Source organism: Marisediminitalea alba, assembly GCF_002993365.1.
Classification (GTDB): Bacteria; Pseudomonadota; Gammaproteobacteria; order Enterobacterales; family Alteromonadaceae; genus Alteromonas; species Alteromonas alba.
Window position 1 is genome coordinate 1 of the sequence record NZ_PVNP01000054.1, and the last position, 17,258, is coordinate 17,258.

General features: G+C 48.3%; 14 protein-coding genes. 5 read left to right on the forward strand and 9 right to left on the reverse strand.

The annotated features are described in order from the left end of the window. Window positions 1-247: 247 nt before the first annotated feature. Window positions 248-595, reverse strand: coding sequence for a Grx4 family monothiol glutaredoxin (locus C6Y40_RS07250; RefSeq protein ID WP_105934029.1), 348 nt, complete (start codon window positions 593-595; stop codon window positions 248-250). A 458-nt stretch (window positions 596-1,053) separates the two neighbouring features. On the opposite strand from C6Y40_RS07250, the gene sodB reads away from it, so the two are divergent. The 4 genes from sodB (at window position 1,054) to C6Y40_RS07270 (ending at window position 6,617) form a co-directional block, all read left to right on the forward strand. Then, on the forward strand, window positions 1,054-1,638 hold the full coding sequence (gene sodB, locus C6Y40_RS07255; RefSeq protein ID WP_105934030.1) for a superoxide dismutase [Fe]: 585 nt from the start codon (window positions 1,054-1,056) through the stop codon (window positions 1,636-1,638). A 235-nt stretch (window positions 1,639-1,873) separates the two neighbouring features. After that, complete coding sequence (locus tag C6Y40_RS07260; RefSeq protein ID WP_105934031.1) at window positions 1,874-3,796, forward strand: PrkA family serine protein kinase; 1,923 nt, start codon at window positions 1,874-1,876, stop codon at window positions 3,794-3,796. A gap of 26 nt (window positions 3,797-3,822) precedes the next feature. Beyond that, window positions 3,823-5,106 carry a YeaH/YhbH family protein gene (locus C6Y40_RS07265; protein WP_105934032.1) on the forward strand — a complete coding sequence of 428 codons (1,284 nt, stop codon included), beginning with the start codon at window positions 3,823-3,825 and terminating at the stop codon, window positions 5,104-5,106. Further along, on the forward strand, window positions 5,106-6,617 hold the full coding sequence (locus tag C6Y40_RS07270) for a SpoVR family protein (RefSeq protein WP_105934033.1): 1,512 nt from the start codon (window positions 5,106-5,108) through the stop codon (window positions 6,615-6,617). Before C6Y40_RS07265 ends, C6Y40_RS07270 begins: the two co-directional genes overlap by 1 nt. A gap of 11 nt (window positions 6,618-6,628) precedes the next feature. Here the strand turns inward: C6Y40_RS07270 and C6Y40_RS07275 are convergent, their stop codons facing one another. The 4 genes from C6Y40_RS07275 to prmB form a co-directional block, all read right to left on the reverse strand. After that, window positions 6,629-7,345 carry a transposase gene (locus C6Y40_RS07275; protein ID WP_105934076.1) on the reverse strand — a complete coding sequence of 239 codons (717 nt, stop codon included), beginning with the start codon at window positions 7,343-7,345 and terminating at the stop codon, window positions 6,629-6,631. A 151-nt stretch (window positions 7,346-7,496) separates the two neighbouring features. Further along, window positions 7,497-8,669: an MFS transporter gene (locus C6Y40_RS07280; RefSeq protein ID WP_105934034.1), complete on the reverse strand. Its 1,173-nt coding sequence runs from the start codon at window positions 8,667-8,669 to the stop codon at window positions 7,497-7,499. Window positions 8,670-8,693: 24 nt separating this feature from the next. Continuing rightward, complete coding sequence (aroC, locus tag C6Y40_RS07285) at window positions 8,694-9,794, reverse strand: chorismate synthase (RefSeq protein WP_105934035.1); 1,101 nt, start codon at window positions 9,792-9,794, stop codon at window positions 8,694-8,696. A 5-nt stretch (window positions 9,795-9,799) separates the two neighbouring features. Continuing rightward, complete coding sequence (gene prmB, locus C6Y40_RS07290; RefSeq protein WP_105934036.1) at window positions 9,800-10,735, reverse strand: 50S ribosomal protein L3 N(5)-glutamine methyltransferase; 936 nt, start codon at window positions 10,733-10,735, stop codon at window positions 9,800-9,802. Between the two features lie 114 nt (window positions 10,736-10,849). Between prmB and smrB the strand changes: the two genes are divergently transcribed. Beyond that, window positions 10,850-11,425, forward strand: coding sequence for an endonuclease SmrB (gene smrB, locus C6Y40_RS07295; RefSeq protein ID WP_240621871.1), 576 nt, complete (start codon window positions 10,850-10,852; stop codon window positions 11,423-11,425). 27 nt (window positions 11,426-11,452) lie between these two features. Here the strand turns inward: smrB and C6Y40_RS07300 are convergent, their stop codons facing one another. The 4 genes from C6Y40_RS07300 to C6Y40_RS07315 all read right to left on the reverse strand — a co-directional run bounded on the left by C6Y40_RS07300 (window position 11,453) and on the right by C6Y40_RS07315 (window position 17,174). Further along, on the reverse strand, window positions 11,453-11,578 hold the full coding sequence (locus tag C6Y40_RS07300) for a DUF3149 domain-containing protein (RefSeq protein ID WP_083271529.1): 126 nt from the start codon (window positions 11,576-11,578) through the stop codon (window positions 11,453-11,455). Between the two features lie 310 nt (window positions 11,579-11,888). Continuing rightward, window positions 11,889-12,527 (reverse strand): transglycosylase SLT domain-containing protein, encoded by a 639-nt coding sequence (locus tag C6Y40_RS07305; RefSeq protein WP_105934037.1) that lies wholly within the window; start codon window positions 12,525-12,527, stop codon window positions 11,889-11,891. Between the two features lie 65 nt (window positions 12,528-12,592). Further along, window positions 12,593-14,200, reverse strand: a complete 1,608-nt coding sequence (gene gshA, locus C6Y40_RS07310) for a glutamate--cysteine ligase (RefSeq protein WP_105934038.1) — start codon at window positions 14,198-14,200, stop codon at window positions 12,593-12,595. Window positions 14,201-14,345: 145 nt separating this feature from the next. Continuing rightward, the gene (locus tag C6Y40_RS07315; protein ID WP_105934039.1) at window positions 14,346-17,174 is read right to left on the reverse strand and encodes a M16 family metallopeptidase; all 2,829 of its coding nucleotides are present in this window, start codon (window positions 17,172-17,174) and stop codon (window positions 14,346-14,348) included. Window positions 17,175-17,258: the final 84 nt, after the last annotated feature.

The window sequence follows — 17,258 nt, forward strand, 5'->3', positions numbered from 1 at the left end:
CCTAAACCGCTTCCTGTTCGTCAGGCCAGCATTTTGCCTTCGGCTTCCTTCAGATTTCACCTCACGATGAACACCCTTGCCGTTCGGCTAGCACTTCCCCTTGCCGGGTGTGCAGAGGACTTCCACCTCCAAGTCATCAACTCACCACCACAGTGAGTCGAACAGTGCTAAAGCACTACGCGCCATGCCCGGCGCACCATAAAAAAACCGGCTGTGTTAAGCCGGCTTTTTCGATAATATTGGCTAACTATTCCGCTTTGGTTTTCTCAGCGGTTTCTTTAATCAGTGGCTGAAGTTCGCCCTGCTGGAACATTTCCAGAATAATGTCACACCCGCCAACTAGTTCGCCGTCGACCCATAGCTGAGGAAACGTAGGCCAGTTTGCGTATGCTGGCAGCTCTGCGCGGATGTCAGGGTTTTGCAAAATATCAACATACGCAAATTGCTCACCGCAGGACATTAGTGCCTGAGATGCCTGAGCTGAGAAGCCGCAGCTGGGTAATTTAGGAGAGCCTTTCATATACAGCAGGATTGGGTTTTCTGAGATTTGCTGCTGAATACGCTCTAATGTGGTTTGTTCACCGTTGTTTTCCATGAATGCCTCTTAACTTTTTACCTTTACAGGGATATGTATGCATGAACGCCACTTTTCAAGGGCGGGTAGCTTCGATTGTACCATTAATATGTGCCGCGCATAAATTCTGATTTAACAGTTTGCCATGGCGTAAGTGATCCGATAAGTGCTTTTACGCCTATGATATAGCAAGCTGATGTTGGAGTTTCACAAGCGCTTGGGCTAATCTGTAATACAAATAGTCAGTCAGCTTGTTACGACACACAACAGCATTTGGATTGGTTACCGGTTTTGTGACTGCGATGTAATAGGTTCCCACCGCCGCCAACTAACTCAAAAAAGAAAAATTTCATCTAATTGTCATTGGGTTAAATAAATCCGTCCCTATATCATAGGGTGTCGGGATAATTGACCGTTAGAACAATAGACTTATTCTGATAACAGACTACGTACAACTAACCAAGAAAATGGAGACTCATATGGCTTTTGAACTACCAGCGTTACCTTATGAAAAAGATGCTCTGGAGCCACACATTTCTGCTGAGACGCTTGATTACCACTATGGTAAACACCACGCTACTTACGTAACCAAACTGAATGGTCTGGTAGAAGGTACTGATCTGGAATCAAAGAGCCTGGAAGAAATCGTTAAGACTTCTGAAGGCGGCGTATTCAACAACGCTGCTCAGGTATGGAACCACACGTTCTACTGGAACTGCTTAAGCCCGAATGGCGGCGGTGAGCCAACTGGCGCACTGGCAGACGCAATCGTTGCAAAATGGGGTTCTTTTGAAGACTTCCAGGCTGCATTCAACGATAAAGCCGTTAACAACTTTGGTTCAAGCTGGACCTGGCTGGTTAAAACTGCTGACGGTAGCCTGGATATCGTTAACACCAGCAATGCAGCAACCCCACTGACTGACGGCAGCCTGACCCCAGTGCTGACCGTGGACCTGTGGGAACACGCTTACTACATCGACTATCGTAACCTGCGTCCTAAGTACTTAGGTGGCTTCTGGGCACTGGTTAACTGGGAATTCGCAGCCGCTAACTTCGGCGCATAAGCCCTTTTTCGTACCCGCACCCTGCGGGTACGATCCTTCTCTCCCCCACTGATAATTTTCACTTTTTTCTGCTTATTACTGCTCTTTGCCAGCCCTTAGTTCACTTGGGCCTCATGATTTTATTAACATTTTTGTTGCAAAAATAAACGACGAGTTACACCTTTTGCCCATTGTTTTCTGAAATTATAGGACTATGCTGGAAGTACGGGAGACCGTTTTTTATACAGGGGTATTTATGGGTATTTTCGAGCATTACCAAGAGCGCTATGAAAAACATAAGCAAGAAGAGTTTACCATTCAGGAATTCTTAGACATCTGTAAAAACGACCCGATGGCCTATGCAAATTCCGCGGAAAGATTGCTACAGGCCATTGGTGAGCCTGAAATGATAGACACATCCACCGATCCGGCACTCAGCCGCATTTTCTCAAACCGCGTTATCGCCCGCTATCCGGCATTCCATGAATTTTTTGGCATGGAAGAAGCGATTGAACAGATAGTGTCCTACCTGCGTCACGCTGCTCAGGGGCTGGAAGAGAAGAAGCAAATTCTGTACTTGTTAGGCCCGGTAGGTGGCGGTAAATCATCACTCGCTGAACGGCTTAAAGAGCTGATGCAGAAGGTGCCGATTTACATGATTAAAGACTCACCGGTTAACGACCATCCGTTCTGTCTGTTTGACTTAAATGAAGACGGCAACATTCTTGAGCAAGAGTACGGCATTCCAAAGCGCTATTTAAAAACGATTATGTCACCCTGGGCCAGAAAGCGCCTGCATGAATACAACGGTGACATCACTAAATTTAAAGTCGTGAAGGTATATCCATCCATTCTCGATCAGGTGGGCATTGCTAAAACCGAACCTGGCGATGAAAACAACCAGGATATTTCGTCGCTGGTCGGTAAAGTGGATATCCGTCGTCTGGAGCAATTTGCTCAGAACGATCCCGATGCCTACAGCTACTCAGGTTCTCTGTGTAAGGCCAATCAGGGCCTGATGGAGTTTGTGGAAATGTTTAAAGCACCAATTAAGGTGCTGCATCCGCTGCTAACTGCAACCCAGGAAGGCAATTATAACCCTACTGAAGGGTTTTCCGCCCTGCCCTTTGACGGGCTGATTCTGGCCCACTCTAACGAATCTGAATGGCAGTCGTTCCGCAACAACAAAAACAATGAAGCGTTCCTGGACCGGGTTTACATTGTAAAAGTGCCTTATTGCCTGCGCGTTTCTGAAGAAATGCGGATCTACGACAAACTATTGCAAAACAGTGAATTACACGGCGCGCCCTGCGCACCAGACACGTTAAAAAGTTTGGCCCAGTTTATTGTGCTGTCGCGCCTCAAAGAACCAGAAAACTCCAGCATCTATTCGAAAATGCGGGTCTACGATGGTGAAAGCCTGAAAGATACCGATCCAAAAGCCAAGTCCTATCAGGAATACCGCGATTACGCTGGGGTAGATGAGGGCATGGAAGGATTGTCTACCCGTTTCGCGTTTAAGATCCTGTCGCGCGTGTTTAATTTTGATCATACCGAAGTGGCGGCCAATCCGGTGCACCTTTTCTACGTACTGGAGCGGCAGATAGAGCGCGAGCAGTTCCCTCAGGATACGGCGGATCGCTATAAGGAGTTTTTGAAAGGCTTCTTAATTCCGCACTACGTGGAGTTCATTGGCAAAGAAATTCAAACGGCTTATCTGGAGTCTTACTCAGAGTATGGCCAGAACCTGTTTGACCGCTATGTCACCTATGCAGACTTCTGGATCCAGGATCAGGAATACCGCGACCCGGAAACCGGTCAGCTGTTTGATCGTGCGTCGCTGAATGCCGAGCTGGAGAAAACTGAAAAACCGGCCGGTATCAGTAACCCGAAAGATTTCCGTAATGAGATCGTGAATTTTGTGCTCCGCGCCCGGGCCAATAACGGGGGTAAAAACCCTAACTGGACCAGCTACGAAAAACTGCGCACCGTAATAGAGAAGAAAATGTTCTCCAATACGGAAGATCTGCTGCCGGTGATTTCGTTTAACACCAAGGGGTCTGCCGAAGATCGTAAGAAACACGACGACTTTGTGAACCGAATGGTGGAAAAAGGGTATACACAAAAACAAGTACGGTTACTGTGCGAATGGTACCTGCGTGTCCGCAAAGCATCTTAGGGTGCAATTTAGCGTGAAGGGGTTGTATGGCACATTTCATAGACCGCAGGTTAAATAGCAAAGGGAAAAGTACCCTTAACCGTCAGCGGTTTTTAAAACGATATAAGCAACAAATCAAACGCGCTGTGTCAGATGCCGTCGGTCAACGTTCGGTGACCGACGTCGAGTCTGGCGAACATATCAGCATACCCAAACAAGATATCTCCGAACCATTATTTCACACCGGTAAGGGCGGCAAACGAACGGTTGTTCACCCAGGTAACGATCAGTTTACCGCCGGTGACCGCATCGATCGGCCGCCGCCTCAGGGTGGCCAGGGCTCAGGCCAGGGCGATGCCGGTAATAGCGGTGAAGGTGAGGATGACTTTACCTTCTCCATCTCCAAAGACGAATACCTCGACTTACTGTTTGAAGATTTGGCCCTGCCCAATTTAAAAAACAGCCAGTTCGATCAGGTAGTACAGTACGAAACTTACCGCGCGGGTTATCAAACCGACGGGGTGCCTACCAATCTGGATATTGTGCGCTCACTTAAAGGCTCGATGGCCAGACGGGTAGCGCTAACTGCCGCAGACCGGCGTAAGCTGCGTGAGGCCGAAGAAGAGCTCGAGAAGCTTAAAGCCGACAAACACGATAACACCGTGGCGATTATCGAACTGGAAAAAACCATTGGCGCGTTAAAAGCCAAAATTGCTGGTGTTCCGTTTATTGACACCTTCGATTTACGCTTTAAAAACTACGCGAAAAAGCCTGTCCCTACCAGCAAGGCAGTGATGTTTTGCCTGATGGATGTCTCCGGCTCGATGGATCAGGCCACCAAAGACATGGCCAAGCGTTTTTATATTCTGCTCTATTTGTTTTTAAGCCGGACCTATAAAAACGTCGAGGTGGTATACATTCGCCATCATACTCAGGCCAAAGAGGTCGATGAGCAGGAGTTTTTCTACTCACAGGAAACCGGCGGTACGATTGTATCCAGCGCGCTGAAACTGATGGACGAAATTATTGCCGAACGCTATCAGGACAGCGACTGGAACATTTATGCCGCGCAGGCATCAGACGGGGATAACTGGGCCGACGACTCGCCTCAGTGCCGCGAAATTCTGATGAAAAAACTGCTACCGGTAACGCGCTATTTCGCCTACATCGAAATTACCGAACGCCAGCACCAAAGCCTGTGGCGGGAATATCAAAGCGTGGAGGAAGCCTGCAGTAACTTTGTTTGCAAACACATCATCTCGGTCAGCGATATCTATCCTGTATTCCGTGAACTGTTTGAAAAAACCAGTGAAACCAGCGGAGGAAGCTAATGACGGCTGAAGTAGCAGAAGTAAAGAAAACACTCAGCGACGGGCCTGACTGGACCTTCGATATGCTGGCCCAGTACGAAGCTGAAATAGACCGTATTGCCAAAGAATATAAACTCGACATCTATCCAAACCAAATTGAGGTGATCACCGCCGAGCAAATGATGGATGCCTATGCCAGCATTGGTATGCCTATTAATTATACCCACTGGTCATTTGGCAAAAAATTTATTCAGAACGAGCAGCAATACCGCCGCGGTCAGATGGGCCTGGCCTACGAAATAGTGATTAATTCTAATCCGTGTATTGCTTACCTGATGGAAGAAAATACCATAACCATGCAGGCGCTGGTAATGGCTCATGCCTGTTACGGGCACAACTCCTTTTTTAAAGGCAATTACCTGTTTCAAACCTGGACCGATGCCAGCTCGATTATCGATTATCTGGTGTTTGCCAAAAACTATATTGCCAAGTGCGAGCAAAAATACGGTTACGAAGAAGTCGAGCAAACACTGGACTCCTGCCACGCGCTGATGAATTTTGGTGTAGACCGTTACAAACGCCCGCAGAAGCTATCGCTGCAGGAAGAAAAGAGCCGCCAGAAACAACGGGCCAAGTATTTGCAGTCGCAGGTAAATGAACTTTGGCGCACCCTGCCCGACAGCAAAGAAAAAAATCAGCCCAAGGCTATGCGTTTCCCGGCGGAGCCTCAGGAAAACCTGCTTTATTTCATCGAAAAAAATGCGCCGTTGCTGGAGCCCTGGCAACGTGAAATTGTGCGCATCGTGCGCAAAGTGTCGCAGTACTTCTATCCGCAAAAGCAAACCCAGGTAATGAACGAAGGCTGGGCGTGTTTCTGGCATTACCATATTTTAAACAAGCTTTATGATGAAGGACTGGTAACCGACCGTTTTATGCTAGAGTTCCTGCACAGTCATACCAGCGTGGTTACTCAACCCGACTATAACAGCCCTTATTACAGCGGTATCAATCCATATGCACTGGGCTTTAATATGTTTATGGATATCAAACGGATTTGCCAGGAGCCTACCGACGAGGACCGTTACTGGTTCCCGGACATTGCTGGTAAGGACTGGCTGGAAACCGTGCATTTCGCCATGCATAACTTTAAGGATGAAAGCTTTATCAGTCAGTTTTTATCACCCAAAGTCATGCGGGACTTTAAACTGTTTGCGGTAGAAGATGATTCTGATAAACCCTATGTGAGCGTATCGGCCATTCACGACGAGCGCGGCTACCGTGCAATTCGGGAAAAGCTCTCCGCCCAGTACAACCTGAGTAACTTAGAGCCCAATATTCAGGTGTATAACGTGGATGTGCGCGGCGATCGTTCGCTCACTTTACGGTATGTACCGCAAAATGGCATTCCGCTGGCCGACAGCAAAGACGAAGTGATGCGCCACCTGCACCGGCTGTGGAAATTCGACGTAAAACTCGAACAGATACAGGATGATGGCGAGCCAGCAGTAATAGCCCGCTGTATAAGACAATAACGATCAAGGGGTCAGATTCTTTGAAGCCATTCCTTAAACTCTTCAGAGCGTCTATCCCCTCCGTGTTCAAGATATCCGGCAAAGCGTTCAAGCTTTGCGGATATCTGCTTTACAAATTTATCATCGCCCAGCACCCTGGACTTATTTATTGATAATCTAATCTTGTTCAATATCTCATTTGATAAGGAGTTGTCGAGAAGACGGTTATAGGCCAACTTTCGACTCGCGGAGTCAACACCGAGGGATAAATAGAGAGGGTGAGGCTCTAACATGGCAATATTTTTGTTGCCTCCATTTGCATGATAGCTACTCCATGTATAGTCTTTTGGGTGATTTACCATTTTTGCTCTGACAGGATTTAGTTCTATATACTGATAAACCTGCAGCAGGTACTCGTCAGAATTCACCAAACTGGATTTGAATCTACCTTCCCAAAGCGTGCCGGTTCGATTGTAAGTGGTATTGAAATAACGAACATAATAACGTCCTAAACTCTGCATAACATGACTAATGCCCTCATAGTCTGATGCTTGCAAAAGTAAATGAACATGGTTTGTCATCAGTACATAACAATGTATCCGCACATTAAATTTTTCTGCGCTCTCTTTAAGTTTTTTAAGGTAAACAGCATAATCTTTAGCCTGAAAAAAGCATGCTTGTTTATTATTCCCTCGTTGAACAACGTGTACGGGTATATTTGGAAGCAATACCCTCGGACGACGAGCCAATTTAAAATCTCCTTGAAAACAAACTGGCTTAAATCTTATTTTAAAACCCATCAAATTATACTGGCCAACGGGACAGTTTCTTGATTTGCGGTGAACTAAGGGTTTACCTCACTATGAGAAAGTATTTTCAAAGAACCTGACCCCTTGATCTCTACTGACGCTTGTCCATTTGCTGCGGCGTTATCAGCAGTAATACCAATCCACCTGCCGCCGCACAGGCCCCGGCTGCAGAGAACGTTAGCATGGACCCGGCTCCCTGCTGCCACATCAATCCGGCAGCGTAATTGCCCACAGCGCCGCCCAGTCCAAACGCCAGACTGATATAGGCGGCCTGGATTCGTCCGTGGATCTGGGTAGGGAAATAATGATGGATAAAATGCATCGAGGTAGAGTGGTTTAAGCCAAAGCTTAGAGCATGGATAAACTGACTGAAGAACACCAGCCAGAACATGTCTGCCAGGGTGCCCAGAACCAGCCATCGAAGGCCAGTGGCGAGCAAACAGAACACCATTAAACGCCACACACCAAAACGGGATATCAACCGCTGGGCCACCAGGAAAATGCCAACCTCTACAGTTACTCCCAATGCGATCAGCAAACCGGTTTGCATGCCGGAATACCCCAAATCCCGCATATACAGTGCAAAAAAACCGTAGTACGCGCCAAAACTTAATTGTAGTAAGGCATTGGACAGCAGAAACAACAGTGCCACTTTATCCCGCAAAAAAGGCATGATCCGCACCGCAACAGCGGCTTTCGGTTTAAGGTTTTGCGGCTGGGTAAGCGTAAGGCTGCTGATAAACAGACCGATTAACACCAGCATCGATGCATAAATTGGCGCGTCAGTAGAAAAAAAGTCGAGTGCCTGTCCAACCAAAACGGTCAGTACAATAAAGCCAATACTGCCCCACAAACGAATACGACCGTATCGTTTAGAGTCTCCTTCGATAGTTTGCAACGTGAGTACTTCGAGCTGCGGCAATACTGCGGTCCAGAACATCATCATCAGGCCCATAACCAGCGTCAGATACCAGAATGAATAGGCCCAGAACACACCAATAAAACTCAGTACGGTTAAACCGCTACCGAGTCTTAAAATAAACAGTATTTTGCCGGTGCGATCGGCAACTCCTGCCCATAGCGAGGGGCCGATAATACGTGCCAGGGTAATCACCGCAAACAACTCGCCAATTTCGACTGAGGTGAAACCGCGCCCATCAAGGAAAACGCCAAGGTAAGGGGTAATTACCCCTAACTGACCAAAGTACAGAGCATAGGCAAGGCTGAGCGCTATAATAGCAAAGCGGCTGGAAGACACCGCCATTATTTAGATGTCGGGTTCAGCATCTTATTTGGCAGAACCCGGAATCATTGGCGTAGTACATTGAACCGCCTCATTTTGTGCACGATGACGCAGGCAATGGTCCATTAACACCAGCGCGAGCATGGCTTCGGCGATTGGTACTGCACGAATGCCTACGCAAGGGTCGTGACGCCCTTTGGTGACAATTTCAATCGCGTTACCGTCGGTATCAATGGTTTCGCCTGGTACCGAAATACTGGAAGTGGGCTTAAGCGCCATATGAACCACCAAATCCTGGCCGGTTGAAATCCCGCCAAGCACGCCGCCTGAATGATTAGAGGTAAATCCGTCCGGGGTTAGCGTGTCGCGATGTTCACTGCCCTTTTGAGTCACCACATCAAAGCCGTCACCCACTTCAACCCCTTTCACCGCGTTGATGCCCATCATGGCACCCGCAATGTCAGCATCGAGACGGTCAAACACCGGTTCACCCAGGCCTACCGGCATATTAGTGGCGACTACTGACACTTTTGCGCCGATTGAGTCGCCGGACTTTTTCAGTTCGCGCATGTATTCATCTAACGCATCCAATTTCGACGCATCCGGGCAAAAAAACGGGTTTTCGTTAATAAGGCTGTAGTCAACCGTGTCGATGACAACCGGGCCTAATTGCGACAAAAAGCCGTGAATTTTAATGCCATGAACCTGCTCAAGGTATTTCTTGGCAATGCCGCCAGCGGCCACTCGTATAGCCGTTTCACGCGCCGAGGAGCGACCGCCGCCGCGATAATCGCGCAACCCGTACTTTTGCTGGTAGGTATAATCGGCATGACCAGGACGGAAGCGGTTGGCGATATTGGAATAATCCTGACTGCGCTGATCCTTGTTTTTGATCAGCAGGCCTATACTGGTGCCGGTGGTTTTGCCTTCAAACACGCCTGATAAAATTTGCACTTCGTCGTCTTCACGACGGGCAGTGGTATAGCGTGAAGTACCTGGTTTACGACGGTCTAAATCTACCTGTAAATCTTCTTCGGTCAGTTCCAGTCCCGGAGGACAACCGTCTACCACACCGCCAAGGGCGATGCCGTGACTCTCACCAAAGGTGGATACCGTAAATATTTTACCGAAAGTATTACCCGCCATCTCTTTTATTTATCCTGTTGGTTGTAACTGTCTAATGCTGCTTTGGTTACAGCGAAAATACCATGGCCGCCCTGTGCCAGTTCGACCCACTCAATATCCAGCCCCGGGAACCTGGCTTCCATATGCACCAGACTGTTGCCGACTTCGACAAACATGACCCCCTGCTCGGTAAGGTAATTTCCGGCCCGGGCAATCATGGTCTCGACTAAATCGAGGCCGTCGTCGCCGGCGGCCAGTGCCAGTTCTGGTTCATGCTGAAATTCTACCGGCAAATCGGCCATATCCTCAGCATCCACATAAGGGGGGTTCGATACGATTAAGTCGTATTGTTGTCCTTCGAGCTGACCGAACAAATCGGAGTACAAAGGGAAAACCCGGTCACTCAGTCCGTGCTCTTCTATATTCAGCTCTGCTACGGCCAGTGCATCGGCACTGATATCCACCGCATCAACCTGGGCCTCATCAAATGCATAGGCCAGTGCAATAGCTATACAACCGCCGCCGGTGCACATATCCAGAATGCGAGTTGGCGTGTCATGCAGATGTGGCGCAAACTTGCTCTGAATAAGCTCGGCAAACGGTGAGCGTGGGATAAGCACCCGCTCATCCACATAGAACGGCAGTTCGCAAAACCAGGCTTCATGCGTAATGTACGGCAGTGGTAAACGAGTTTGCACTCGTTGCAGCACCAGTTCGGCCACCTTACTGCGCTCACTCTTGGTGAGCCGTGCTGCAAATACACCGTCACCGGTTTGAGAGGTTAACGTGTGAGGTAAATGCAGGGCATAAAATACCAGGCTCACGGCCTCATCCCAGGCATTGTCGGTACCATGACCGTAAAACAGTTCTGCATCATTAAACCGGCTGACCGCCCAGCGCACCATATCTAACATGGAGTGCAGATCAGCAATCGCTTCGTCGAGGTAAAACTTGTCGGTCATACGGGCTACAATGTCCTGAAATCATAAAGCTGGTATGATACATAATGTTGTCCGCTTCGGACATGCTTAATTTAGTGCAAAATCAGCCGCAATGAAGATTAGGAAACCTGGCCTGTGAAATTTAAGTCGCAATTTCCCCCTGTCACCGGCCAACAAGACACCGAAGACAGTGATGATATGGCGTTATTTCGACAAGAAATCAAAGGCGTAGCGCCTTTGAAGCAGGATACTTATGTGCCGGAGACAGCCCGTCCGGAAGTGAAAATTCGTCGCCAGCAAAAAACTCACCGGCAGGCCAGAGCCAGCTTTGAGTTTTCTGACGCCTTTGAAGGCTTTATTCCGCCAGAAGGCGCACTCCGCTACTGCCGTCAGGATGTGCCGGGCTATGAGCTTAAACAGTTGCGCCGGGGCGATTACAACCCGGATTACATACTTGACTTACACGGCCTGACCAAAGCGCAGGCCAAACATGAATTAGCCGCTTTATTGCACACAGCCTGGCAGGAGCATGTCGACTGTGTGTGTATCGTTCACGGTGTAGGTTCAGGCGTTCTCAAACAGGCGCTGCCCCACTATCTTATCCAACATCCCAAAGTAATGGCCTTCCATCAGGCACCACTGGAATACGGTGGGCAGGGTGCCTTGCTGGTATTGCTGGAAGTCGAGTCACCGTTTAGCAAAAAACGTTAATCTCAACCACGTTTCCGGGTTACGGGTTTACTTATGGTCATCACCGCTGTTGTGGATGAATAAGTAAGTGTAATACGCCATCATTACGCATACGATAAAAATGCCAAGTAATGAGCCCCATACCACTGGATCTTTTAATAACATTGACCACATAACAATCACCTTTTATTTGCTGTTTCTATGGTGATAGTGTGCGCCCGTGAGGCATAAAAAACGCTGATCCAAATCAATATCAAAATGTCTGCCTGGCGCAAAGCATGACTTGGATCAAAAGAATGCGGCTAACCTAATAGACAGGACTTTTAAAACTTTTATTGATAATAGTTATCATTTAGATTAAAGTAAAAATGCCTGTTGGGTTTCCGGAAATTTTACGGTCTTGGACGGAATCCCACTTCTGGCAGGCGGGCACTTTGCCCGCCTGCTTTTTTCCAGCCCGGGGCTTCGTGCCGCCATTAAGACGTTAGTCAAATAACTTGAAGAACCAGCTTTTCTGCAGCTCTTCTTCACAGGTTTTTAATTGCGTAGCATAGCGCAGTGAACGGCCTTTAACGCGCTGCGAGACTTGTACCAACCACCCCTTCCTGAGATAGGTCTTGCGCCGGTAGCCTCCCCACCCTTCATGGTAATTAAGGTATTGCGCGTAGGCATCCCATTTTGAGACACCATTCACTTTATGGGTTTTACTGATAAACCAGCCCATAAAATCTATCGCATCTTCAAAATCATCGCGGTCAGCGCCAGAATTCCCGGTTTCGCGAATGTAGTCGCTCCAGGTGGGCGTTTTAGCCTGAGAATAGCCGTAAGCCGAACTCACCCTGCCCCAGGGAATGAGTCCGAAGAGAATGTAATCGCGGGGCGGCAGCGCATCGTGACGAAAAGAACTTTCCTGGTACATCATGGCCATGGGTACGTGGATGGGTACGCCCCATTTATCACGCATGTCGGCCGCCGCGTCGTACCAGTCTTCCTTTTCGTAAAAGATCTCACAAAGATTGCTGGTATCTTTTGGTGGCGTGGTGGCACAACCTGTGATCACCATTGGTAAGAAAATCACCCAGCCGGAAAAAAAGATACAAATTTGTTTGAACTTTTTGTACATATGCTGTCCAAATTAATGTTCCGAAAGTGTGTTTCCCTGGAACAAATTCTTATGCCTGACCCTTGTCAGGCATTTTTTTTGGCTGGCTCCCGCGCAAAGTAATCCGTGATAAACTCGCTGAACGACACCTTATCACTGGCTTCAATCTCACGCTGAGCGGCAAAAGAGCGCTCGGCTTCAGCATCAAAGTCCTCTGCCGATTTAAAGTGATAATTAAAATCTCCAATTCGCTGGCGATAGTTTTCAGCCAATTCACGACCCACTACCGCGTTGTCACCCTCTGCCAGTAATTTATTCAGCCAGCGCGCTGAGAAGGTTAAGTCTGGATCTTGCACTTTTAACCATTCGCGTTTAACCGCTTCGCTGTAGCGATTGTCATCATAGTTTTCGTCCATGATGGCTGCCACTTCGGCATAACGGGCAAATAAGGCTTCAGCCCAGTCGCGCATGGCAACTTCCTGCTCATTTTGCAGCAAGGTTAAACCTGGCTTGCGGCCTTCGAGCACTACGCGGTTAAGATTAACTTCGGTTTCTTTGTAGCGTTCAGCATCAAACTTAGGGCTCTCGGTGAGCAGGCATGCCATCAGGAATACATCCAGGAAATGCATTTGCTCTTTATCGATGCCAACCGGACTAAACGGATTCACATCCAGCGCCCGGATCTCAATGTAACTTACGCCTCGCAGTGCCAGCGCATCAGTGGGCTTTTCACCGGATGCGGTGGGCTGTTTGGGCCGGATTGGCGAGTAAAACTCGTTTTCAATTTGCAGTACATTTTTACTGAGCTGCTGATAATCACCGCCTTCCCCGGCGGCAAAACCTGCGTAATTCTTTGACGGCGAATACATTGCTTCCCGCAACAAGCGCACGTAGGTATCGATTGAGTTGTAACAAATACGCAGAGAAGACTGCTCATTGCTGGTGTAACCCAGCCCGCTCATGCGTAATGACGTAGCATAAGGTAAATATAACGTGCCGCGTCCCAGCTGTTTAAAGTCCAGACCGTGTTCACGCCCTTCAACAAAAGACTTACACAACGCCGGAGAAGCGCCAAATAAATACGGAATTAACCAACAACTGCGGCGGTAATTTCTGATCAGAGCAAAATATTGTTCAGACACCCATTCCTGGGAAGCTTGCACGCCTTTCTGGGTGGCCAGGTGCTGCCAGAATGTATCGGGTACAGAAAAGTTAAAGTGCACCCCGGAAATCACCTGCATCATGCTACCGTAGCGGTTACGTAACCCCATCCGATAGGCTTTTTTCATTTTACCCACGTTAGACTCGCCAAAGTAAGCGATTGGGATATCCTGTGCATTTTCAATAAAGCAAGGCATACTCAGCGGCCACAAGCGTTCATCGCCAATATTATCGATGGTAAATTTGTGCACGTCTTCTAACTGCGCCAGCGTAGTATTAACGTCTGACTCGGGCGGAGTAATAAATTCAAGCAGCGATTCAGAGTAATCAGTGGTGATACTCTCATGAGTCAGAGCTGCTCCCAGCGCCTTTGGATGCGGCGTCATTGCCAGCATGCCAGTTGGATTTATCCGCAAGCATTCGCGTTCAACCCCGCGTTTAATGCCACTGAGTGCAGAAAACGCTGAAGATGATTTAAGGGCCTCAAAATCGTAAGAAAGGTCGTGAGTCAGTTGGCGCAATGTCGATTCCATAATGTCGGTTGCGACTTACATTGGTTGCAAGACGGTTAGCTGTGGGCCGTATAATATCAAATATTTATATCGACCCAAGCATAATTCACAGCACAAAGTGGTTAATTTATGGCGCCCCTGCCCCAGTTGAGCCCCAAAATCACTGTTATTGCAGGCCTGCAGGACGCACTTCTTTAATCGCAATGCCTAGGGTTTCAAGCTGGGGCAGGATCACATTTTTGTCTCCTACAACAACAATTTGCAATAACTCCGGGTGCAAAGCCTTAGCGGCCACAGCATCAATTTCTGCTTTACTGATATTCAGCAATATAGCTTTTTGTGCTTTTTTATAATTAACCGGTAGGTCGTAGGCCAGCAGGCGGCGTAAAAAAGAGGCCTTATCCAGCGGCGTTTCGTATTCTAATGCTTCGCTCAGGGTAAAGGCATTTTGCATATAACTCAGCTCTGCATCGGTGATACCGCGCTGCTGATAATGATTGATTTCACCCAGCAGTTCCATGATACCAGCCGCGGTGAACTCTTGTTTCAGATCAGCACCGGCCTCGAACCACCCCAGGGTTTTACCACCATTAAACGCGGAGAATGCCCCGTAGGTGTAGCCTTTCTCTTCGCGCAGGTTAAGGTTAATCCGGCTGTTAAAATCATCACCGAGCGGAAAGTTCATCAGCTGGGCACGAAAATAATCGCCGGTAGCGTCATAGGGCATCGCCCGCTCAACCATTCTTACCAGACTCTGCGCAGCACCAGGCACGTCCACCAGCACAATTTGCTGACCGTCGTACTCAGGAAAGTCGCCGTAATCGGCAATCTGATAGTCATCTCCCTGCCAGGTATTGATAAAGTCAAAATAGGTGGTGATTTGGCCAGGCGTCATGTCTCCCACCACCACGATGGTGCCTTTTGCCGGCACATAATATTGCTCGTAAAACGTTTTAATATCGTCCAGAGTGATCCGGGAGACGGTTTCTGCGGTGCCGCCGGGCGGCAACCCAACCCGGTTCTCACCGCCCCACAATACAGCCGTTTTCACCTGTTCCATAATAGCGCCCGGCTCTTTGCTCTGGGCGTTGATGTTATCAAGCAATTGCTGTTTGATACGGGCAAAATCCTCGGCTTTAAATGCCGGGTTAAACAGTTTTTCTTCCAGTAGCGCCAGCGTCTCATTTAAGTGCTCTGTCAGACTGGAGATAAAGACCTGGGTATAACGGCCATTGCTGGCAAAACTAATAGATGAACCCATTTTAGCCAGCGCGTTAGACATATCCTCATTGGAATAATTTAACGTTGATTCGTTCATCATCAACGCCGTAAATGTCGACAAGCCAGCTTTATCCACCGGATCCAGTAGCATCCCACCATCCAGGTCCAACGTAATGGTTACCGTGGGCGTTTCATCGTTTGTGACCCCTAGTACCTGAATACCATTACGTAATTTGAGCTGCCAGAAACTGGGAATAGTCACTACCGGTGGCTCGCCGGCTGCAGGTATCTGGCTACGATCAAAATCAGAGGTTAGTGTTTGGTTGGTACTTAACTGCTGTTCGGCGGTATTTGCCACCACCTGGCGCTCGGGCTGACTAACAGTGGCAGGCTTAACCGCTAAAGCGGGCTGACCTTCGGGTACCACACTCAGAACAACCGCTGCCTGATCTTTAATATACCGTTCGAAAACCCGGTATACGTCTTCCCTGGTGACTTCGCTATAACGCTCAACATCCTCATTCATTAAATCAGGCTTGCCAAAAAAGGTTTCGTTATAAGCCAGGGTTGATACTTTGCCGCTAACACTCTGCAAACCATAAATGGTAGATGCCTTAATATTCGCTTTAACTCTGGCCAGCGCATCGTCATCGAACGGGCGGCTTTCAAAGTCTGCCAGGATGGTTTCAATTTCGCTGTAAATCGTGGCCAGTGAATTTTCTGATTCTGGTGACACCAGGGCCACCAGATTGAATTCGCAGGCGAGTTCACTACAGGGGTGAGAAACACCGGCCTGAACCACCTTGCCTGTTTTCACCAGTTGTTCGTAAAACACCGATGTCTTACCACTGCCCAGAATACTGGCCAGTACGTCGAGCGCGGCTTCGTCTTCGTGCCGTGCATACACGGTAGGAAAGACTATTTGCACCAGCGGCAGGTGCACGTTGTCCTGCATGGTGATGAATTTGTTTTCGCTAAGCGATGCGGGCGCTGGCAACTGAGCTTTAACCTCCGGGCCGGCCGGCAAATCACCAAAATACTTTTCAATCCAGGCTTTGGTTTGAGCGACATTAATATCACCACCAATAGATAACACCGCATTGTTGGGCCCGTACCAGCGTTTAAAAAACGCTTTGAGGTCGTTAACATCGACCCGGTCGAGATCTTCAGTATAGCCAATCGTCAGCCAGGAATACGGATGACCTTCTGGATACAGCACCTCACCAATTCGCTCGTGGCGACGAGCATAAGGCTGGTTATCAATGCGCTCGGCCCGTTCGTTTTTAACGGTTTCGCGCTGGATCTCAAACTTTTCCTGGGTCACAGCCGGTAACAAAAAACCCATCCGGTCTGATTCCAGCCAGAGTACTTTCTCTAACTGATTAGCTGGCACGGTCTGATAATAATTAGTTCTGTCACGGTTGGTAGAACCATTAAGCGTGCCACCGGCATCGGTAATGAGCTTAAAATGCTGTTCATCGGCCACATTGGCAGAGCCCTGAAACATCATGTGCTCATAGAAGTGAGCAAAGCCTGTTTTACCAGGCTCTTCTCTGGCTGACCCCACGTGGTAGGTTACATCCACATGCACCAGCGGATCAGAGTGATCCTCGTGAAGAATAACGGTAAGTCCGTTTTTTAATTGATATTTCTCATAAGCAATAGCAACAGGTTGTGCTACACTTTTTGTATTGGCCGGTGAGAGATCGGATGTCTGAGAGCAACCATATAATAAATGGGCAATCAAACCCAACAGGATAAATCTGAACAACATTAAACATTCCGGAATTTAGTGGATGGCGCATCCATCTGCGAAGGTACGTTAAGTTTACGTGACAAGTTTAACAATAATTACACG